A 17,539-nucleotide genomic window follows, 5' to 3' on the forward strand; every position below is an offset into this window, starting at 1 on the left:
GCTTTCGCGAGCAGGCTCGCTCCCACAGAACAACTGCGCGCAGCACAGACCTGCGCAGACATCAAAAGCCCCTCACCCTAGCCCTGCCCGGAGGGAGAGGGAACTGACCGAGATGATTGCGAGAAACCCGCCGACGTGGAATACCGAGTCGAACGCAAATTTTGAAAACCCCGAAAATCGGCCCCCTCTCCCCCGGGAGAGGGCTGGGCGGGCGGCGTTCCGATGAGGGGCGAATCCCAGCACAAAACCAAAGCCAGACACCACCCGCTCCTAACCACTCAAAACAATGAGCGCAAGCTCGAGTACCGCTTTTGATCTTGATCTCAGAGCCCGTCGGCAGGCTGAGTGGAGGGATTGATCCGGACGTGCGAGCGCAGCGACCGAACGACGCAGTCGTACACAGCGGAACCGCCAGAAGCAACACCCGCAGCAACGGATATGTACACAGTCATACAAATAAAATCACTGCGCCTGCCGCGAACTCCGATACATAAACACCAAAGCCACCGCCAGACACACCATGGCCAGCATCCGGCTCGAAGACAAGCCGATCGCCGGATTCCCCAACCAGCCAAAATTGTCGATCAACATCCCCATGCCCAACTGCCCGACAATCACCGCCACCGTCGCCACAGCCGTCCCGACCACCGGCACCGCGCCAACCATCACCATCATGTACACCACGCCGAACAGCGCCCCGGTCAACTGCCATTTCGGCACCTCAAGCAGACTCACCGCCTGCGCCGGCTCGAAAAACAGAATCAACAACCCGGTCACCACCGCGCCCACCGCAAAGGTCAGCAGACTGGAACGCAGCACACCCACCGTCTCCCCCAGACGACCATTGATCGCAGCCTGCACACTCAACACCGCACCGGCCAACACCACCACCGCCAACAAAATCACCAGACCCATCACTCACCCCCGCGCAATCAGAACCAAAGCCACCACAATCAAGCCCAACGCCAGCCAGCGCTCGCCGTTGACCTTCTTGCGCGTCGCGCCGAACCAGCCGAAATGGTCGATCAGCACACTCTTGCCGACCTGACCGGACAAAATCGCAATCATCGTCATGGCAATGCCGATATGCGGCGTCGCCAGCGTCAGCACCACCACGTAGATCGGCCCGAGAAACCCGCCGATCAACTGCCAGCGCGGCAGTTCGGTCAACGCCGGACCTTTCTGTGGGCCGGCGAACAGCAGGAGCAAAAACAGAATCGCCGAACCCACACCGAAGATGCTCAACGTCGCCCACAAATGCCCGACCTGCTCACCCAGCGGCCCGAGCAAACCGGCCTCCACCGACAAGCCCATGCCAGCGAGAATCACCAGCGGCAGCAACAGCAGACGCAACACCGATCTTTTCACCGGTGCAGCAACCACCCCTTCATCCAACGTCTGCATACATAACCTTCCACGCTCGAAAACAATGGCGCGGATTGTCGGCTGGCGCCGCTGTGCGATAAATGGGAGCATCCGGACAACACTTTTGCGCAATACGCACAGCGAGACAAGGCATGCACGGGCTCAACGAACTCGGATTCAAAGCGTTAAGGCTGTTTGTAGCGGTCCTCGACCACGGCAGTTTTTCCGAAGTCGCCCGCCGCGAAGGGGTCGCGCCCTCCTCCATTTCACGGCAGATCCAATTGATGGAGCAGGCGCTCAACCAGCAATTGCTCTACCGCCACACCCGCGCCGTCACCCCGACTGAAGCCGGGCGCACGCTCGGGCACCATGCGCGGTTACTGCTGGTGCAATTGGAAGAAGCCGAACAGGCGTTGCAGGAACAGCAAAGCGAACCCACCGGACTGGTGCGCATCAACGCCCCGGTGGTGTTCGGCCAGCGCCATCTGACGCCCTGGCTGGGCGAGCTCTGCGCGCGGTATCCGAAGCTGCAACTGGATATCCAGCAAACCGACCATTATGTCGACCCGCTACAGGAAGGCGCCGACCTGCTGTTTCGCATCGGCGCGCTGCACGATTCGAGCATGCAGGCACGCATTCTGGCGCCGCACCGTTTTCAGGTCGCCGCCAGCCCGACCTATCTCAAACGCCACGGCACGCCGCAGCATCCCGACCAACTCGCGCAACATCAGTGCCTGGCCTACAAAGGCGCGGCCGGTCAGCAGCGCTGGTTTTTCCGCCGTGATGGCGAGGACTGGACGCCGTACACCGTCAAAGGCCCGATCACCGGCAACCACGCCGACACCCTGACCCAGGCCGCCCAGCAAGGCTTAGGGCTGGTGATGTTTCCGTCGTGGCTGATTGGCGAAGCGGTACGCGAGGGCACACTGGTGCCGGTGCTGGGGGAATATCAGGTGTCGAACAGCCTGGAACCGCAGCAGATCGCCGTGCTGTGGCCGGGGAGCCGACGGCTGTCGGTGAAGGTCAGGACGGTGATTGATTTTTTTGTCGAGTGCTTTGGCGAGATTCCCTATTGGGACAGAGCCTGAAGATCAAGAGCCCCTCACCCTAGCCCTCTCCCTGAGGGAGAGGGAACCGACCGAGGTGTCCCACCTACTGCATCGACCTGAAAAACCGCGTCGATTATGGATTCAAAGCAGGACGTTCAGGTCGGCGTAATCCCGCAATATTCCCCAATCGGTTCCCTCTCCCTCTGGGAGAGGGCTAGGGTGAGGGGCTTTTCAGACCATCAGATACGGAACTGCCCGACCAGCTTGCCCAACCGCTGCCCCAGCTCCGCCAGACTGCGCGACGTCTGCGCGCCCAGTTGCGTTTCATCGGCGACGCTGTCCACCGCCACGGCAATCTGATGCACGCTGCGGTTGATCTCTTCGGCCACCGCCGTCTGTTCTTCCGCTGCGCTGGCGATCTGCGCGTTCATCGAGTTGATCGTGGCAATCAGCTGCGCCATCGCGTCCAGCGATGCACCGGCCTGATTGGCTTGCTGCGAAGTACCGTCGCCGGCCTCGCTGGAACGGCGCATCGCTTCGACCGCCTGCTGCGTGCCGGCCTGCAAGCGGTCGATCATGCCCTGGATTTCCTGGGTGCTGATCTGCGTGCGGCTGGCCAGTGCGCGTACTTCGTCCGCAACCACCGCAAAGCCACGCCCGGCCTCACCGGCACGTGCCGCTTCGATCGCGGCGTTGAGCGCCAGCAAGTTGGTCTGTTCGGCAATCGAACGAATCACCCCAAGCACGCCGACAATCGAACTGACGTCCTGCTGCAGGCTGTCCAGCGACACGCCGCTGTTGCGGATATCGTCGACCAGCGCATGAATCTGCTTGATGCTGCCCGCCACCACGCGCTTGGCGCTCTGGCCTTCTTCGTCGGTCTGCTGCGCGGCGACGGCGGCGTTTTGCGCGCTCTTCGCCACTTCCTGGGCGGCGGCGGACATTTCGTTGATCGCTGTGGCGACCTGATCGGTTTCGTGGCGTTGACGCTCCATCGCCTGATCGGAACGCTGCGCCTGTTCCGAGACCTGGGTGACCAGACCGGTCAGTTGCGTGGTCATCTCGGTGATCTGCCGCACCAGGCCGTGGATCTTGTCGACGAAACGGTTGAACGAGCCGGCCAGTTCGCCGAGCTCGTCCTGGCTGGTGATGTTCAGGCGCCGGGTCAGGTCGCCCTCGCCCGCCGCGATGTCGTCGAGGTTGGCTTTCATAAGGGTCAGCGGACGCAGAATGGTGTTGGCCAGCAGCATGCCCGCCGCCGCGATCACCAACAGCACCAGCACCGCAACGCCGACGATGCTCAGCACCACGCCTTGCACGCGCTCCTGCACTTGCGCCTCGACCTGCGCCACTTGCGCTTCGATGCCGTCGAGATTGACCGAAGTACCGACCGCCATGTCCCACTTCGGCAGGTATTCGGTGTAGCCGAGCTTCGGCACCAGCACCTTGGCGTTACCCGGCAGCGGTGAGCTGTATTGCAGATAGTGGGTGCCGTCCTTGGCCACTTTGACCAGGCCGAGGTTGACGTAGACGCCGTTCGGATCGCGGTTGTCCTTGAAGCTTTTGCCCACGCCGTCGGGGTCGTTGGCCTTGAACAGACGCACGGTCTCGGAGTCGTAGCCGAAGAAGTAGCCATCCTTGCCGTAGCGGATGCCAGAGAGCAATTTGATCGCTTGCGCCCGCGCCGCGTCATCGCCCGGTGCGGCGGCGTCGTACAGCGGTTTGATCGTGGTCATGGCCACGGCGACGTAACTTTGCAGGGTGGCCTTGGCGTCGCTGAGCAGCCGCTCGCGGGTCTGTTCGACCTCCTTGCGCGCCTGTTCCTGGAGGATGAACAGCGTGGTCACGCTGATGACCAGCGCAAAGAGCAGCACCGGCAGAACAGCAAGGGACAGGACTTTAGCCTTGAGACTCAGGCGCATCGGGGGACTCACTCTTTTGATTTTGTTGGCGTGGTTAAAGGCTTTAACGGCACGCCGGAGCAAAAGTTGAGTCCGGGAAATACCCAGGCCCCCTGTGGGAGCGAGCCTGCTCGCGAAAGCGTTGGCTCAGCAACCTGTGTGTCGACTGACACGACGCCTTCGCGAGCAGGCTCGCTCCCACATGGGGCAATTGTGGATTTTTTACAGAACCATCGCCGCCACCCAGCCAAACACCAGCAGCGGCAGGTTGTAGTGCAGGAAAGTCGGTACGACGGTGTCCCAGATGTGGTGATGCTGGCCGTCGATGTTCAGACCCGAGGTCGGGCCGAGGGTCGAGTCCGAGGCCGGCGAACCGGCATCGCCCAGCGCACCTGCAGTGCCAACGATGCAGACGATGGCGATCGGGCTGAAGCCCAGCTGCACGCACAGCGGCACGAAGATCGCTGCGAGAATCGGCACGGTGGAGAACGACGAGCCGATGCCCATGGTTACCAGCAAGCCCACCAGCAGCATCAACAAAGCCCCGACGCCTTTGCTGTGATTGATCCAGGCCGCCGACGATTCGACCAGCGTCTGCACCTGCCCGGTGGCCTTCATCACCTCGGCAAAACCTGAGGCGGCGATCATGATGAAGCCGATCATCGCCATCATTTTCATGCCTTCGGTGAACAGGTCATCGGTCTCGCGCCACTTGACGATGCCCGACACCGAGAAAATCAGGAACCCGACCAAAGCACCGATAATCATCGAGTCCAGCAGCAACTGCACCACGAATGCCGAAGCAATGGCCACACCGGCGATCATCAGGCTCAGCGGGTTGTAGTGCACCGCCGTCTGCTCGACCTGTTCGATTTTGGCCAGGTCATAAACGCGCTTCTTGCGATAGCTGATGAACGCCATCGCCAGACCGAAGACCATGCCCAGCGCCGGAATGCCCATGGCGTGGGTGACATTGATGCCGCTGATGTCGACGCCGCTGCGCGCGACGTTGGCCAGCAGGATTTCGTTGAGGAAGATGTTGCCGAAGCCCACCGGCAGAAACATGTACGGGGTGATCAGGCCGAAGGTCATGACACAGGCGATCAAACGGCGATCGAGTTGCAGCTTGGTCAGTACATATAGAAGTGGCGGCACCAGCAGCGGAATGAAGGCGATGTGGATCGGCAGGATGTTCTGCGAGGCAATCGCCACCACCCACAGCAGCCCGATCAGCAGCCATTTGACGTTACCGCCGCCGGTTGCATGCTGCCGATCCACCATGGCCAGGGCCTTGTCGGCCAGCGCATGGGCCAGGCCCGACTTGGCAATCGCTACGGCGAACGCGCCGAGCAAGGCGTAGGACAACGCCACGGTCGCGCCGCCGCCCAGACCGCTGTTGAACGCCTTGAGTGTTGCGTCGATGCCCAGACCGCCGGTCAGGCCACCGACCAGCGCCCCGACGATCAGCGCGATCACCACATGCACGCGCGACAGGCTGAGGATCAGCATGACGCCGACGGCTGCTATGACTGCATTCATTTCACTACCTCAAAAAACACTGCGGGTGAAAACACACCGCCAGACAGGATGAGTCCGCCCGGGTTGGCCGGCGGATGTGTACAGAGGGTCTTGTTAGAGGGCGCGCACTGTGCCGCAGAGTGGCGGCGGTGTCAAAGCCCTGTGGCGAGGGGATTTATCCCCGTTGGGTGGCGAAGCCGCCCCCGGCAAACTTCAAAACAACCCTTGTCACGACTGCTTCGCAGCCGAACGGGGATAAATCCCCTCGCCACAGGACCACAGGACCACAGGACCACAGCCCCCGCATGCGGCAATCGGTCATATTGCGCTCACGGCATAAAGAAAGCCGAAACGCGGCCGCTACAGTGCAAAGTCTCAGATATTTATCGGATAAGGATGTTTTCCATGTCGCTCAGACAACTTTCCATCCAATGGAAAATCACCCTGCTCGCCGGCCTCTGCCTGGCCGGTATCGTGACCCTGTTGGTCGGTCTTTCGCTGTATCGCATGGAACACAGCTCGGCGCTGGTCAAAGCCTCGAGCATGGAGATGCTCACCGAGTCGGCGCAGGCGCGGATCGAGTCGCAAGGTGAAGTGCAGGCCGCCGGCATTCGTCAGCAGTTCATGGACGCCTATCAGTACGGCCACGGTTTCTCGCGGCAGGTGCTGTTTTTGCGTGAGCAGGCCGAGAAGCGCTTTCTCGATGCCTTCGACCTGCGCGAGGACATGACCCGTCAGGTCAAATCCGCGCTGCAAGCCAACCCGGACCTGCTCGGCCTGTCGCTGGTGTTCGAAGCCAACGCGCTGGACGGCAAGGACGAACTGTTCGCCGATCAGGCTGAACTGGGCAGCAACGACAAGGGCCGTTTCGCCCTGTACTGGTCGCAGCCGACCCCGGGCAAAGTCACCTCGATGGCGCTACCGGAAAGCGACATGAGCGACACCAGCACCGGCCCCAGCGGTCAGGCCGCCAACGCCTGGTTCACCTGCCCGCGCACCACGCTCAAACCGTGTGTGATCGAGCCGTACTTCTATGTCATCGACGGCCACAAAGTGCTGATGACCAGCATCGTTTTCCCGCTGCAGGTCAATGGCAAAGTCATCGCCTCGCTGTCGGTCGACATCAACCTCAACAGCCTGCAAGCGATCAGCCAGAACGCCAGCCGCAAGCTGTATGACGGCCAGACCGCCGTCAGTATTGTCAGCCCCGCCGGCCTGCTCGCCGGTTACAGCCCGGATGCCGGCAAACTCAGCCAGCGCCTGGATGCGGTGGATCAGGCCAGCGGCAGCGAGTTGCTGCGCCTGCTCGCCGCGAGCACTGGCGTGAGCAGCCTGCACAGCAACGGCCAGTTGAAAGTGCTGTCGCCGTTCCAGCCGATTCCCGACGGACCGGCGTGGGGCGTGTTGCTCGATGTGCCGGAGAAAGTCCTGGTCAGCCGCGCCGAAGCGCTCAAACAGCAACTGGATGCGAGCAATACCTCGGGCACGCTGATCGAACTGAGCCTCGGCCTGCTCGCCGCGCTGATCGGCCTGCTGCTGGTGTGGCTGATGGCGCGCAGCGTGACCAGGCCGATTCTCGGTGTGGCGCACATGCTTGAAGACATCGCCAGCGGCGAAGGCGACCTGACCCGGCGTCTGGCCTATGACAAGCAGGACGAGCTCGGCCAGTTGGCCGGTTGGTTCAACAAGTTCCTCGACAAGTTGCAGCCGATCATCGCCGAGGTGAAGCGCTCAGTGCAGGATGCGCGCAACACCGCTGACCAGTCATCGGCCATCGCCACCCAGACCAGCGCCGGCATGGAGCAGCAATATCGTCAGGTCGATCAGGTCGCCACCGCTTCCCACGAAATGAGCGCCACCGCCCAGGACGTGGCGCGCAGTGCCGCGCAGGCCGCCGAAGCCGCCAAGGACGCCGACCGCGCCACTCGTCAGGGCCTGACCGTGATCGACCGCACCACCGCAAGCATCGACACCCTCGCCGCCGACATGAGCGCAGCGATGGTTCAGGTCGAAGGCTTGGCTGCGAACAGCGAGAAGATCGGCACGGTGCTGGAAACCATCCGCGCCATCGCCGAGCAGACCAACCTCCTGGCACTCAACGCCGCCATCGAAGCCGCCCGCGCCGGTGAAGCCGGACGCGGTTTTGCCGTGGTCGCCGACGAAGTGCGCAACCTTGCGCGCCGCACTCAGGAGTCGGTGGAAGAAACCCGCCAGGTCATCGAGCAATTGCAGAACGGCACGCAGGAAGTGGTCGGCTCGATGGGCAACAGCCATCGTCAGGCCCAGGGCAGTGTCGAGCAGGTTGGCCAGGCGGTGACGGCGCTGCGGCAGATCGGCGATGCGGTTACCGTGATCAGCGACATGAACCTGCAAATCGCCAGCGCTGCCGAAGAGCAGAGCGCAGTGGCTGAGGAGATCAATAACAACGTGGCGACGATTCGCGATGTGACCGAGTCGCTGTCCGGACAGGCGAATGAATCGGCTCGGGTGAGCCAGTCGCTCAACAGCCTGGCGAATCAGCAGCAGCGGTTGATGGATCAGTTTCGCGTTTGACAAGTGCGGGGTGTCAGTTGCAATCCCCCCTCACCCCAGCCCTCTCCCCCCAAGGGGGGCGACGGGGAAAGGGAGCCGATCTTCATGCCATTCAAGTCCTGAGTTCGTCTCGGATTTCAAGTGGGTGCATCTCTCAAGAACAACACAATCAGTCCCCTCTCCCTCTGGGAGAGGGTTAGGGTGAGGGGCTTTTCAAGGGCTCACCGCTTAGGCAGTTCAATCACCACTTTCAACCCGCCCCACTCGCTTTCGCCCAGCACCAGCAAGCCACCCCACGTATCGACGATATCCCGCACAATCCCAAGGCCGAGCCCATGCCCGTGGGTCTGCTCATCCAGCCGCGTGCCACGGCTGAACACCTGAGACCGCTGCTCCTCGGGAATCCCCGGGCCGTCATCTTCCACGCTCAAGGCAAAGCCGTCAGACCTTTCGATCACACTCAAGCGCACCTCGGCATCGGCCCATTTGCAGGCGTTGTCGAGCAGGTTGCCGAGCAGTTCGAGCAAGTCCTCGCGATCCCACGGCAACTGCAAACCCGGCGGTGCGACGTAGCTCAAGGCCAGATGCTCGCCGTGAATCATGTTCAGCGTCGCCAGCAACCCCGGCAGCTCGGCATCGCAATCGAACAACGCGCCGGGCAGCGCATCCCCCGACAACCGCGCGCGATTGAGTTCGCGATTGAGGCGCTGCTGCACCTGTTCCAGTTGTTCCTTGAGAATCCTGCGCAGCTCAGGATGGTCATCGAGCTTGTCGCTGGAGGCCAGGCTGAGCAGCACCGCCAACGGGGTTTTCAGCGCGTGGCCGAGGTTGCCCAAGGCATTGCGCGAGCGCTTGAGGCTGTCTTCGGTGTGGGCGAGCAAATGGTTGATCTGCGCCACCAGCGGTTCCAGCTCCACCGGCACCTGATCGTCGAGTTGCGAGCGCTGGCCCTGTTGCAACTGAGCGATCTGCTCGCGCGCGCGCTCCAGCGGTTTCAGCGCGCGGCGCACGGTCAGGCGTTGCAGGAACAGGATCAACAGCAACGCCGCCAGCCCCAGGCCGAGGCCGATCTGGCGCATGCGCTGGAAGCTGTCGCTGACCGGCGTGTAATCCTGGGCGACGCTGATCGAGATCGACTGACCCAGGCGCCGATAGTCCGAGCGCAGTATCAGCAAGCGCTGCCCGCCCGGGCCCAGTTGCAGATTGCTGTGCAGCCCCGGCTGCTGCAGCAGCGGCAGTTCCTGATCCCACAGCGAGCGCGAACGCCAGTGGCTGTCGGAGAAATCGATGCGAAAGTAATGCCCGGAAAACGGCCGCTGATAGGCCGGCGAGAGATGCCGCTCATCCAATTGCAAACCTTGCGGGCCGCGCACCAGCGCCACCAGCAGGCTTTCGCTGTCGTTGCGCAGGCCGGCTTCGAGGTAGCGCTGCAAACCGACTTCGAACAACCACAGGCTGGTTTGCGCCAGTACCAGACCGACGATCACCATCACACTGATCAAACCCAGGCTCAAACGGCGCTGGATTGATCTCATGAAGCTTGCCCGCCGAACAGGTAACCCTGGCCGCGACGGGTTTCGATCACGCTTTTGCCGAGCTTGCGCCGCAGGTGATTGACGTGGACTTCGAGGACGTTGGAGTCACGCTCGGTTTCACCGTCGTAGAGGTGTTCGGCGAGGTGGCTTTTCGAGAGGATTTGTTCAGGGTGCAGCATGAAATAGCGCAGCAGGCGGAATTCAGCGGCGGTCAGCTGGATGTCGGCGCCGTCGCGAACCACGCACTGGCGGCCTTCGTCCAGATGCAGGCCGGCGGCTTGCAGGGTCGGCTGGTTGGCCTGGCCCTTGGAGCGGCGCAGCAGTGACTGAATGCGCAGGTACAGTTCTTCCGGGTGGAACGGTTTGGTCAGGTAATCGTCAGCGCCGGCCTTCAGCCCTTCGATGCGCTCGGCCCAGGAATCGCGCGCGGTAAGGATCAGCACCGGAATCGCCAGACCGGCCGCGCGCCACTGCGCCAGCACGTCCAGCCCCGGTACGCCGGGCAGGCCGAGATCGAGGATGATCAGGTCATAGGGCTCGCTGCTGCCCTGATACACCGCGTCACGACCATCGGCCAGCCAATCCACCGCGTAGCCTTGGCGCTGCAGGCCGGCGAGCAATTCGTCGGCCAGCGGTACATGGTCTTCCACCAGAAGCAAACGCATCGATCAATCTTCCTTGTCTTTGACTAACTCGCCGGTATCGGCCTTCAGGTGCAGCTCGCGCGCCACGCCTTCGACCGTCAGCAATTCGACTTCGTAAATGTACACGTCGTGTTTTTCTTCCAGCTCGACTTCCAGCAGTTTGGCGCCGGGGTAGCGATCCATGGCCTGCTGCAGCACTTGCTCCAGCGGCAGGATCACACCATCGCGACGCAGGGCCAGCGCCTCGTCCTGATCGAGGTCGCGAGCCATGGCCGTGCTGCACAACAACACCAGCGCCAGCGCCGTCAGGCGGGTGGCGCGACTATTCAGCTTCATTACGTATCCTGATGATCCCTGAGCACTTCACCATCGACCGCGTTCAACTCCAGATCCCACTTCAGCCCTTTCGGGTCGCGCAGTTCGATCTGGTAAATGAACTTGCCGTACTCTTCCTCCAGCTCGGTCTCGGTGATTTCCGAACCGGGGTGTTTTTCCAGCGCGATGGCGTTGAGCTTCTCGAAGGAGACGATAGTACCAGCGTCGCGCAAACGAAGCGCCTCGTCAGGTCCGAGATCGCGCGCCAGCGCAGTGTTGGCGCCAAGGCCGAGGATCGAGGCAGTGGTCAGGGCAGTCAGGGTTTTCATGGGTGTCTCCGAATTCTTATATGTTGCTTAAGGTGGGCACCATAGCGGGGTCAACTTAACTGAAACTGAATGGCCATCATTGTGCCCCATTGCTGGCAAGCTCCCCTGTGGGAGCGAGCCTGCTCGCGAAGGCGCAGTGTCAGCTGCAACGATGTTTCTGACCCACCGCTTTCGCGAGCAGGCTCGCTCCCACACTGGTTTGCGTCTGCCCCCCTTGTGGGGCAGGCTCACTCCTACATGGGCCTGCAACATGTGCTTATAATCGCCAGCTTGCTAACGATCGAGACCGGTATGACCGCCATCCACATCAAGTTTCCCGCCCTCACCCTCAAGGCCGGCCCACGGGCCATGGCGCGGATTCGTGCGCAGGGTTTGCACGCCGCAGACGTCGGCACCCTGCCCGGTGCGGCCGGTGGGCCGAAGGCGTTGGGGATTCAGGGGCTCGATCTGGCGTTGTTCGGCGAGTGGCTGCCGAGTGCGCCGCGTGAGCGTTCGCTGATCGGCGCCTCGGTGGGTTCCTGGCGCTTCGCCAGCGCCTGCCTGCCGGACGCCGCCGAGGGCATTCGCCGCCTCGGCCAGCTCTACGCCGAGCAGAATTTCAACAAAGGCGTGAGCATGGCCGAGATCAGCCAGAGCTCGCAGCGCATGCTCAATGACCTGCTCGACGGCCGCGATGCGAGCATTCTCGAAAACGCCGATTACCGCCTGAACATCATGGTGGTGAAAAGCCAGGGCCGCCTCGCTGAAGACCATCGCGGGCGCCTCGGTCTGGCACTGGGTTCAGTGATCGCCGACAACCTGCGCGGTCGTGCACGGCTGTCGCGGCACTTCGAGCGGCTGATCATCCACGATCCGCGCCTGGCGCCGCCGCTTGATGCCTTGACCGATTTCCCCTCGCGCTTCGTTGCCCTCAACACCGGCAACCTGCGCCAGGCCCTGCTCGCTTCCGGATCGATCCCGATGGTCATGGAAGGCGTACGCGACTTGCCCGGCGCCGGCGCGGGTACGTTCCGTGACGGCGGCCTGCTCGACTACCACCTCGACCTGCCCTACAGCGGCGACGGCATCGTGCTCTATCCGCACTTCACCGATCGGGTGATTCCCGGCTGGTTCGACAAGACCCTGCCATGGCGCCGCGCTTCGGTGCAGCGTTTGCAGGATGTGCTGCTGGTCGCGCCGTCGAGGGAATATCTGGCCCGCCTGCCCTACGGCAAACTGCCCGATCGAAATGACTTCAAACGCTTTATGGGCGATGCGCCGAGCCGGCAGAAATACTGGCACACGGCGATGGACGAGAGCCGCCGACTGGGCGACGAATTTCTCGAACTGACGGCCAATGGTCGCCTCGCCGAGCGCTTGCTGACCCTTTAGTCAGCACGGCCAAAGACAAGCTGATAAACTCGCCGCCTGCCCGAATCGCTGCGGCGAACGCCATCTGAACAGAGCCGAAAATACCGTGGAAATCTTCAAAGAGTTTACTTTCGAATCCGCCCACCGCCTGCCGCACGTCCCGGACGGCCACAAGTGCGGACGCCTGCACGGTCACTCGTTCAAGGTCGCGCTGCACCTGAGCGGCAACCTCGATCCGCACACTGGCTGGATTCGCGATTTCTCCGAGATCAAAGCGATTTTCAAGCCGCTGTATGAGCGTCTCGACCACAACTACCTGAACGACATTCCCGGCCTGGAAAACCCGACCAGCGAAGTGCTGGCCAAATTCATCTGGAATGAGATGAAGCCATTGCTGCCGGAACTCAGTGCGATCCGCATTCATGAGACGTGCACCAGCGGCTGCATCTATCGCGGCGAATAAGCAACACACATCTCCCCGCCCCTGTGGGAGCGAGCCTGCTCGCGAAAGCGTCGTTCCAGTCAATTTATTCGGTGACTGACACTCCGTATTCGCGAGCAGGCTCGCTCCCACAAGAGTCCGGCACCAGGTTTGACTCATCTGCCGTGCACATCACAGGCTCGCTCCCACATTGGGCTCCTGGTGCATTCAGTGCACTGCTTTCGCGCTGAAAACCTCAGTCGCGTCTATACATTCGTTCACTTGCGCCGCTTGGCACGACCGCTGCAACCCTTCTGCGTCTTCCCCTTCCAGCAAGGACTGCCCCATGACGCAGAACGCCTCCGGCAACGATTACCCGCTCAGTGAAGTCCCCATGCACGCGCGCAAAGGCCTGGCCTCGACGGCGATGGTGTTACTGGGCTTCACGTTTTTCACTGCGACCATGTTTGCCGGCGGCAAGCTGGGGGTCGCGTTCGGTTTTGCCGAGATGATGGCGGTGATCATCGTCGGCAACCTGCTGCTGGGCCTGTACGCGGCAGGGCTGGGTTACATCGCTTTCAAGAGCGGCCTCAATTCGGTGCTGATGGGCCGTTTCTGTTTTGGCGAAGTCGGCAGCAAGCTCAGCGATTTGATTCTCGGTTTCACCCAGATCGGCTGGTACGCCTGGGGTACCGCTACGGCTGCCGTGGTGATCGGCAAGTACTTCGATTTGAATGAGGCCACGGTGCTCGGCCTGATGGTGCTGTTCGGTCTGGGCTTTTGCGCCACGGCGTACATCGGTTATCGCGGACTGGAGATTCTCTCGTACATCGCGGTGCCGGCGATGCTGTTGCTGCTGATGCTGTCGATGTGGGCAGCGACCGTGAAAGTCGGCGGTTTCGAAGGCTTGCTCAGCGTGGTGCCGACCGGTTCGCTGGACTGGTCGACAGCGATCACCCTGGTCTTCGGCACCTTCGTCAGCGGCGCGACCCAAGCCACCAACTGGACGCGATTTTCCCGCTCGGCAAAAGTCGCGGTGCTGGCCAGCCTGATCGGTTTTTTCATCGGCAACGGCCTGATGGTGCTGATCGGCGCGTACGGCGCGATCGTCTATCAACAACCGGATGTGGTTGAAGTGCTGCTGTTGCAGGGCTTCGCCATGGCCGCGATGGCCATGCTGTTGCTGAACATCTGGAGCACTCAGGACAACACCATCTACAACTTCGCCGTCGCCGGCTGCAACCTGCTGCGTACCGGTCGGCGCAGAACCGTGACCCTCGGTGGTGCGGTGATCGGCACCCTGCTCGCCCTGCTCGGCATGTACGACATGCTGGTGCCGTATCTGATTCTGCTCGGCACGGTGATTCCGCCGATTGGCGGAGTGATCATGGCTGACTTCTTCTACCGCTGGCGCGGGCACTATCCGCGCCTGGCCGACGCACGGTTGCCGGCGTTCAACTGGCCGGGGCTCGGGGCCTACGGGGTGGGCACCGTCGCTGCGTTCAGTTCGCCCTGGGTCGCGCCGCTGGTAGGCATTGCCGCTGCCGCGCTAACGTATGTCATCGTCACCGGTGTGCTCGGCGCCCGTCGCGTCAGCGCACCACTACAAGACCTATAAAAAGGATTCGCCTGATGCACATCATCAACGCCCGCCTGCGCAATCAGGAAGGCCTGCACGAATTGCACCTTGAAGACGGCCTGATCCACAGCATCGCCCGTCAGACCGAAGCGCCGACCCTCGGCGCGGAAGACCTCGATGCCGGCGGCAATCTGGTGGTGCCGCCCTTCGTCGAGCCGCACATCCACCTCGACGCCACCCTCACCGCCGGCGAGCCGCGCTGGAACATGAGCGGCACGCTGTTCGAGGGTATCGAATGCTGGGGCGAGCGCAAGGTCACCATCACCGAAGAAGACACCAAGACCCGCGCCAAGAAGACCATTCAGGCCCTGGCCGCCCACGGCATTCAGCACGTGCGCACCCACGTCGACGTCACCGACCCGCAACTCACCGCGCTCAAGGCCATGCTCGAAGTGCGTGAGGAAAGTCGTCACTTGATCGACCTGCAAATCGTCGCGTTCCCGCAGGAAGGCATCGAGTCGTTCCGCAACGGGCGCGAGCTGATGGAAGAAGCGATCCGCATGGGCGCTGACGTGGTGGGCGGCATTCCGCATTTCGAATACACCCGCGATCAGGGCGTCAGCTCGGTGAAGTTCCTGATGGACCTGGCCGAGCGCACCGGCTGCCTGGTCGACGTGCATTGCGACGAGACTGACGATCCGCATTCACGCTTCCTTGAAGTGCTCGCCGAGGAAGCCCGCAGCCGCGACATGGGCGCCCGCGTCACCGCCAGCCACACCACGGCGATGGGCTCCTATGACAACGCCTACTGCGCCAAACTGTTCCGCCTGCTCGGCCATTCCGGGATCAGTTTTGTCTCCTGCCCGACCGAAAGCATTCACCTGCAAGGGCGCTTCGACAACTTCCCCAAACGCCGGGGCGTGACCCGCGTCAATGAACTGCTAGAAGCCGGCATGAATGTGTGTTTCGGCCAGGATTCGATCGTCGACCCGTGGTATCCGCTGGGCAACGGCAACATCCTGCGCGTGCTTGAAGCCGGTCTGCACATCTGCCACATGCTCGGTTATCGCAACCTGCAAAGCGCGCTGGATCTGGTCACCGACAACAGCGCCAAAGCCATGCACCTGGGCGAGCGTTACGGACTGGAACAGGGCCGCCCGGCGAACCTGCTGATTCTTTCGGCGGACAGCGACTACGAAGTGATCCGCAGCCAAGGCCTGCCGCTGTATTCTATTCGCGGCGGCAGGGTGTTGATGAAGCGGCAGATGCCGGTGGTGGAGTTTGCGTGACCAGTACACTGCCGAACGCTAATGACTCTTGGAAATTTTATCGCTAACCAGTCTAAAGGACTGTCAACTCTGACAGGCGACAAACGCGTCCATGCTACGCAAAGTGAAGTCCATAACTCAGTCGATCCCAGGTGCGATCATGAAATGGACCTCACTGCCCAGCCTGATGCTTTTTCTGTTCCTGAATATCTGCGACGCGGCAGAGGCAACCGTCGCTGTGCGCAATGGCAGCGGCGAAGAAGTTCTTCTGCAAGGCTTCCACTGGAACTCCAGCCGCACCCCGGAGAAGTGGTATGCCGCACTGGACCGCATGGCCTCAACTATCGGCAACGATGGATTCACACTGATATGGATGCCTCCTCCCTGGGTGGATGAGTCCCGTTGGCAAAGCGCCACGGCCAGCGGCGGCGGTGAAGGTTATTTCTGGCAGGACTTTAATAAGTCCAGCCGCTATGGGACTGCCGAACAACTCAAGCAAACAGCCTCGGCCTTGAACAATGCGGGCGTCAAAGTCGTATACGACGTGGTGCCCAATCACATGAGTGAAAAGGGCGTGGTAACGATGTTCCCCCGAGGACGCAACGAATGGCGTCACGACTGCGCCCGGTGTGACGAAGGCGACCCGTTCATGGACGGCACGGCCGATCTGAATACGGGCAACGCCGAAGTGTTCGAAACCTTCAAAAAAGAATTCACCAATCTGCGCGACCAGTTTGGTGCTCAGGGTTTGCGTTTTGATTTTGTCAGAGGGTATGCACCGGAGACTGTCGACCGCTGGATGAAAGACTTTGGCGACCGGCAGTTCTGTGTCGGGGAAATGTGGAAAGGCCCAAACGAATACCCGCAAGGGGACTGGCGGCGCAGTGCCAGTTGGCAGGATGCACTGAAAGACTGGTCAGATCGTTCGCACTGCACGGTGTTCGACTTCGCCCTCAAGGAGCGCATGCAGAACGGCACGCTGGCGCAGTGGCGCGATGGCCTTAACGGCAACCCGGATCCTTCCTGGCGTCAGGTCGCGGTGACCTTTGTCGACAATCACGATACCGGCTACTCCCCGGGCGACTTCGCCGGTCAACACCATTGGCCGCTAGCCGAAGAACGACGCAACCAGGCCTATGCCTATATTCTGAGCAGTCCCGGAACGCCCACCGTTTATTGGCCAGACATGTATGACTGGAACCGTGGCCCACTGATTCGACAACTGATCAAGCTGCGCAAAAACGCCGGGGTCCGCGCCGACTCCCCCATTCGGTTTCACACGCGATATTCCGGACTGGTGGCGACGATCTCCGGCAGCCGTAACAGCGTAGTGATTGCCCTTGGCTCGGATCTGGAACGCCTGCCAACGGAACTTGAAAAACCTGCTCTGGAATGGGACGCCGGCGCTATCAGGATCTGGAGCGTTGCCGCCCAGGCTGCCCCTGTCAGCCTGCGCCTCAATTGCGACAATGCCCATCCGCAGCGCGACGAAAGCGTTTATGCCGTGGGCTCGACGCTTGAGCTTGGCGCATGGGACCCACGCCATGCGCTTGCCTTGAGCGCGTCGGACGGTCGCTGGAGCGCGAGCATTGAAATACCGGCACAGCAGGCTATTGAATGGAAATGCATTGTACGAAGTAGCGATCCCTCTGGCGTCGTTTACTGGCAGGCGAATCCGAACACCTCAGTGACCACTGGCACGGTGAGCGAAACCACTGGACGCTTCTAGATAT

General features: G+C 61.7%; 15 protein-coding genes and 1 pseudogene. 8 read left to right on the top strand and 8 right to left on the bottom strand.

Going from position 1 to position 17,539, the window contains the following annotated elements; genetic code table 11:
- Positions 1 to 462 precede the first annotated feature (462 nt).
- Both HU724_RS18810 and HU724_RS18815 read right to left on the bottom strand, forming a co-directional pair.
- Complete coding sequence (locus HU724_RS18810; protein ID WP_039763438.1) at positions 463 to 915, bottom strand: DMT family transporter; 453 nt, start codon at positions 913 to 915, stop codon at positions 463 to 465.
- Positions 916 to 918: 3 nt separating this feature from the next.
- Positions 919 to 1,404: a DMT family transporter gene (locus tag HU724_RS18815; RefSeq protein WP_016775407.1), complete on the bottom strand. Its 486-nt coding sequence runs from the start codon at positions 1,402 to 1,404 to the stop codon at positions 919 to 921.
- 113 nt (positions 1,405 to 1,517) lie between these two features.
- Here HU724_RS18815 and HU724_RS18820 point away from each other — a divergent pair, with 113 nt between their 5' ends.
- The gene (locus HU724_RS18820) at positions 1,518 to 2,453 is read left to right on the top strand and encodes a LysR family transcriptional regulator (protein ID WP_186566260.1); all 936 of its coding nucleotides are present in this window, start codon (positions 1,518 to 1,520) and stop codon (positions 2,451 to 2,453) included.
- 200 nt (positions 2,454 to 2,653) lie between these two features.
- Here HU724_RS18820 and ctpM read toward each other — a convergent pair whose 3' ends face one another.
- A complete protein-coding gene (gene ctpM / locus HU724_RS28095) occupies positions 2,654 to 4,336 on the bottom strand; it encodes a methyl-accepting chemotaxis protein CtpM (RefSeq protein WP_016775408.1) in 1,683 nt (560 codons plus the stop codon).
- Positions 4,337 to 4,537: 201 nt separating this feature from the next.
- Complete coding sequence (locus tag HU724_RS18830; protein WP_024013513.1) at positions 4,538 to 5,854, bottom strand: Na+/H+ antiporter family protein; 1,317 nt, start codon at positions 5,852 to 5,854, stop codon at positions 4,538 to 4,540.
- Positions 5,855 to 7,381: 1,527 nt separating this feature from the next.
- Between HU724_RS18830 and HU724_RS28010 the strand changes: the two are divergent.
- Positions 7,382 to 7,528, top strand: a pseudogene (locus HU724_RS28010) (HAMP domain-containing protein); the annotation flags it as partial.
- A 102-nt stretch (positions 7,529 to 7,630) separates the two neighbouring features.
- Positions 7,631 to 8,386, top strand: a complete 756-nt coding sequence (locus tag HU724_RS28015) for a methyl-accepting chemotaxis protein (RefSeq protein ID WP_371699990.1) — start codon at positions 7,631 to 7,633, stop codon at positions 8,384 to 8,386.
- A gap of 200 nt (positions 8,387 to 8,586) precedes the next feature.
- Here the strand turns inward: HU724_RS28015 and HU724_RS18840 are convergent, their stop codons facing one another.
- Genes HU724_RS18840 through HU724_RS18855 form a run of 4 tightly spaced genes read right to left on the bottom strand, consistent with a single transcriptional unit; the run spans position 8,587 to position 11,188 of the window.
- Positions 8,587 to 9,900 carry a sensor histidine kinase gene (locus HU724_RS18840; RefSeq protein ID WP_186566258.1) on the bottom strand — a complete coding sequence of 438 codons (1,314 nt, stop codon included), beginning with the start codon at positions 9,898 to 9,900 and terminating at the stop codon, positions 8,587 to 8,589.
- Positions 9,897 to 10,565, bottom strand: a complete 669-nt coding sequence (locus HU724_RS18845) for a response regulator transcription factor (RefSeq protein WP_016775412.1) — start codon at positions 10,563 to 10,565, stop codon at positions 9,897 to 9,899. The genes HU724_RS18840 and HU724_RS18845 overlap by 4 nt, the downstream gene beginning before the upstream one ends.
- 3 nt (positions 10,566 to 10,568) lie before the next feature.
- The gene (locus tag HU724_RS18850) at positions 10,569 to 10,880 is read right to left on the bottom strand and encodes a PepSY domain-containing protein (protein WP_016775413.1); all 312 of its coding nucleotides are present in this window, start codon (positions 10,878 to 10,880) and stop codon (positions 10,569 to 10,571) included.
- Positions 10,880 to 11,188, bottom strand: a complete 309-nt coding sequence (locus tag HU724_RS18855; protein WP_016775414.1) for a PepSY domain-containing protein — start codon at positions 11,186 to 11,188, stop codon at positions 10,880 to 10,882. The genes HU724_RS18850 and HU724_RS18855 overlap by 1 nt, the downstream gene beginning before the upstream one ends.
- Positions 11,189 to 11,479: 291 nt before the next feature.
- Here HU724_RS18855 and HU724_RS18860 point away from each other — a divergent pair, with 291 nt between their 5' ends.
- The 5 genes from HU724_RS18860 (at position 11,480) to HU724_RS18880 (ending at position 17,535) form a co-directional block, all read left to right on the top strand.
- Positions 11,480 to 12,559, top strand: a complete 1,080-nt coding sequence (locus HU724_RS18860) for a patatin-like phospholipase family protein (RefSeq protein ID WP_186566256.1) — start codon at positions 11,480 to 11,482, stop codon at positions 12,557 to 12,559.
- A gap of 85 nt (positions 12,560 to 12,644) precedes the next feature.
- Entirely contained in the window at positions 12,645 to 13,001 is a 357-nt protein-coding gene (gene queD / locus HU724_RS18865; RefSeq protein ID WP_186566254.1) for a 6-carboxytetrahydropterin synthase QueD, read from the top strand.
- 304 nt (positions 13,002 to 13,305) lie between these two features.
- Positions 13,306 to 14,577, top strand: a complete 1,272-nt coding sequence (codB, locus tag HU724_RS18870) for a cytosine permease (RefSeq protein ID WP_186566252.1) — start codon at positions 13,306 to 13,308, stop codon at positions 14,575 to 14,577.
- Between the two features lie 14 nt (positions 14,578 to 14,591).
- Positions 14,592 to 15,827 (top strand): cytosine deaminase, encoded by a 1,236-nt coding sequence (gene codA / locus HU724_RS18875; protein WP_186566250.1) that lies wholly within the window; start codon positions 14,592 to 14,594, stop codon positions 15,825 to 15,827.
- A 139-nt stretch (positions 15,828 to 15,966) separates the two neighbouring features.
- Positions 15,967 to 17,535: a glucan 1,4-alpha-maltotetraohydrolase domain-containing protein gene (locus HU724_RS18880; protein WP_225927632.1), complete on the top strand. Its 1,569-nt coding sequence runs from the start codon at positions 15,967 to 15,969 to the stop codon at positions 17,533 to 17,535.
- Positions 17,536 to 17,539 lie beyond the last annotated feature (4 nt).

The sequence above is a fragment of the Pseudomonas iranensis genome (genome assembly GCF_014268585.2).
Lineage (GTDB): Bacteria > Pseudomonadota > Gammaproteobacteria > Pseudomonadales > Pseudomonadaceae > Aquipseudomonas > Aquipseudomonas iranensis.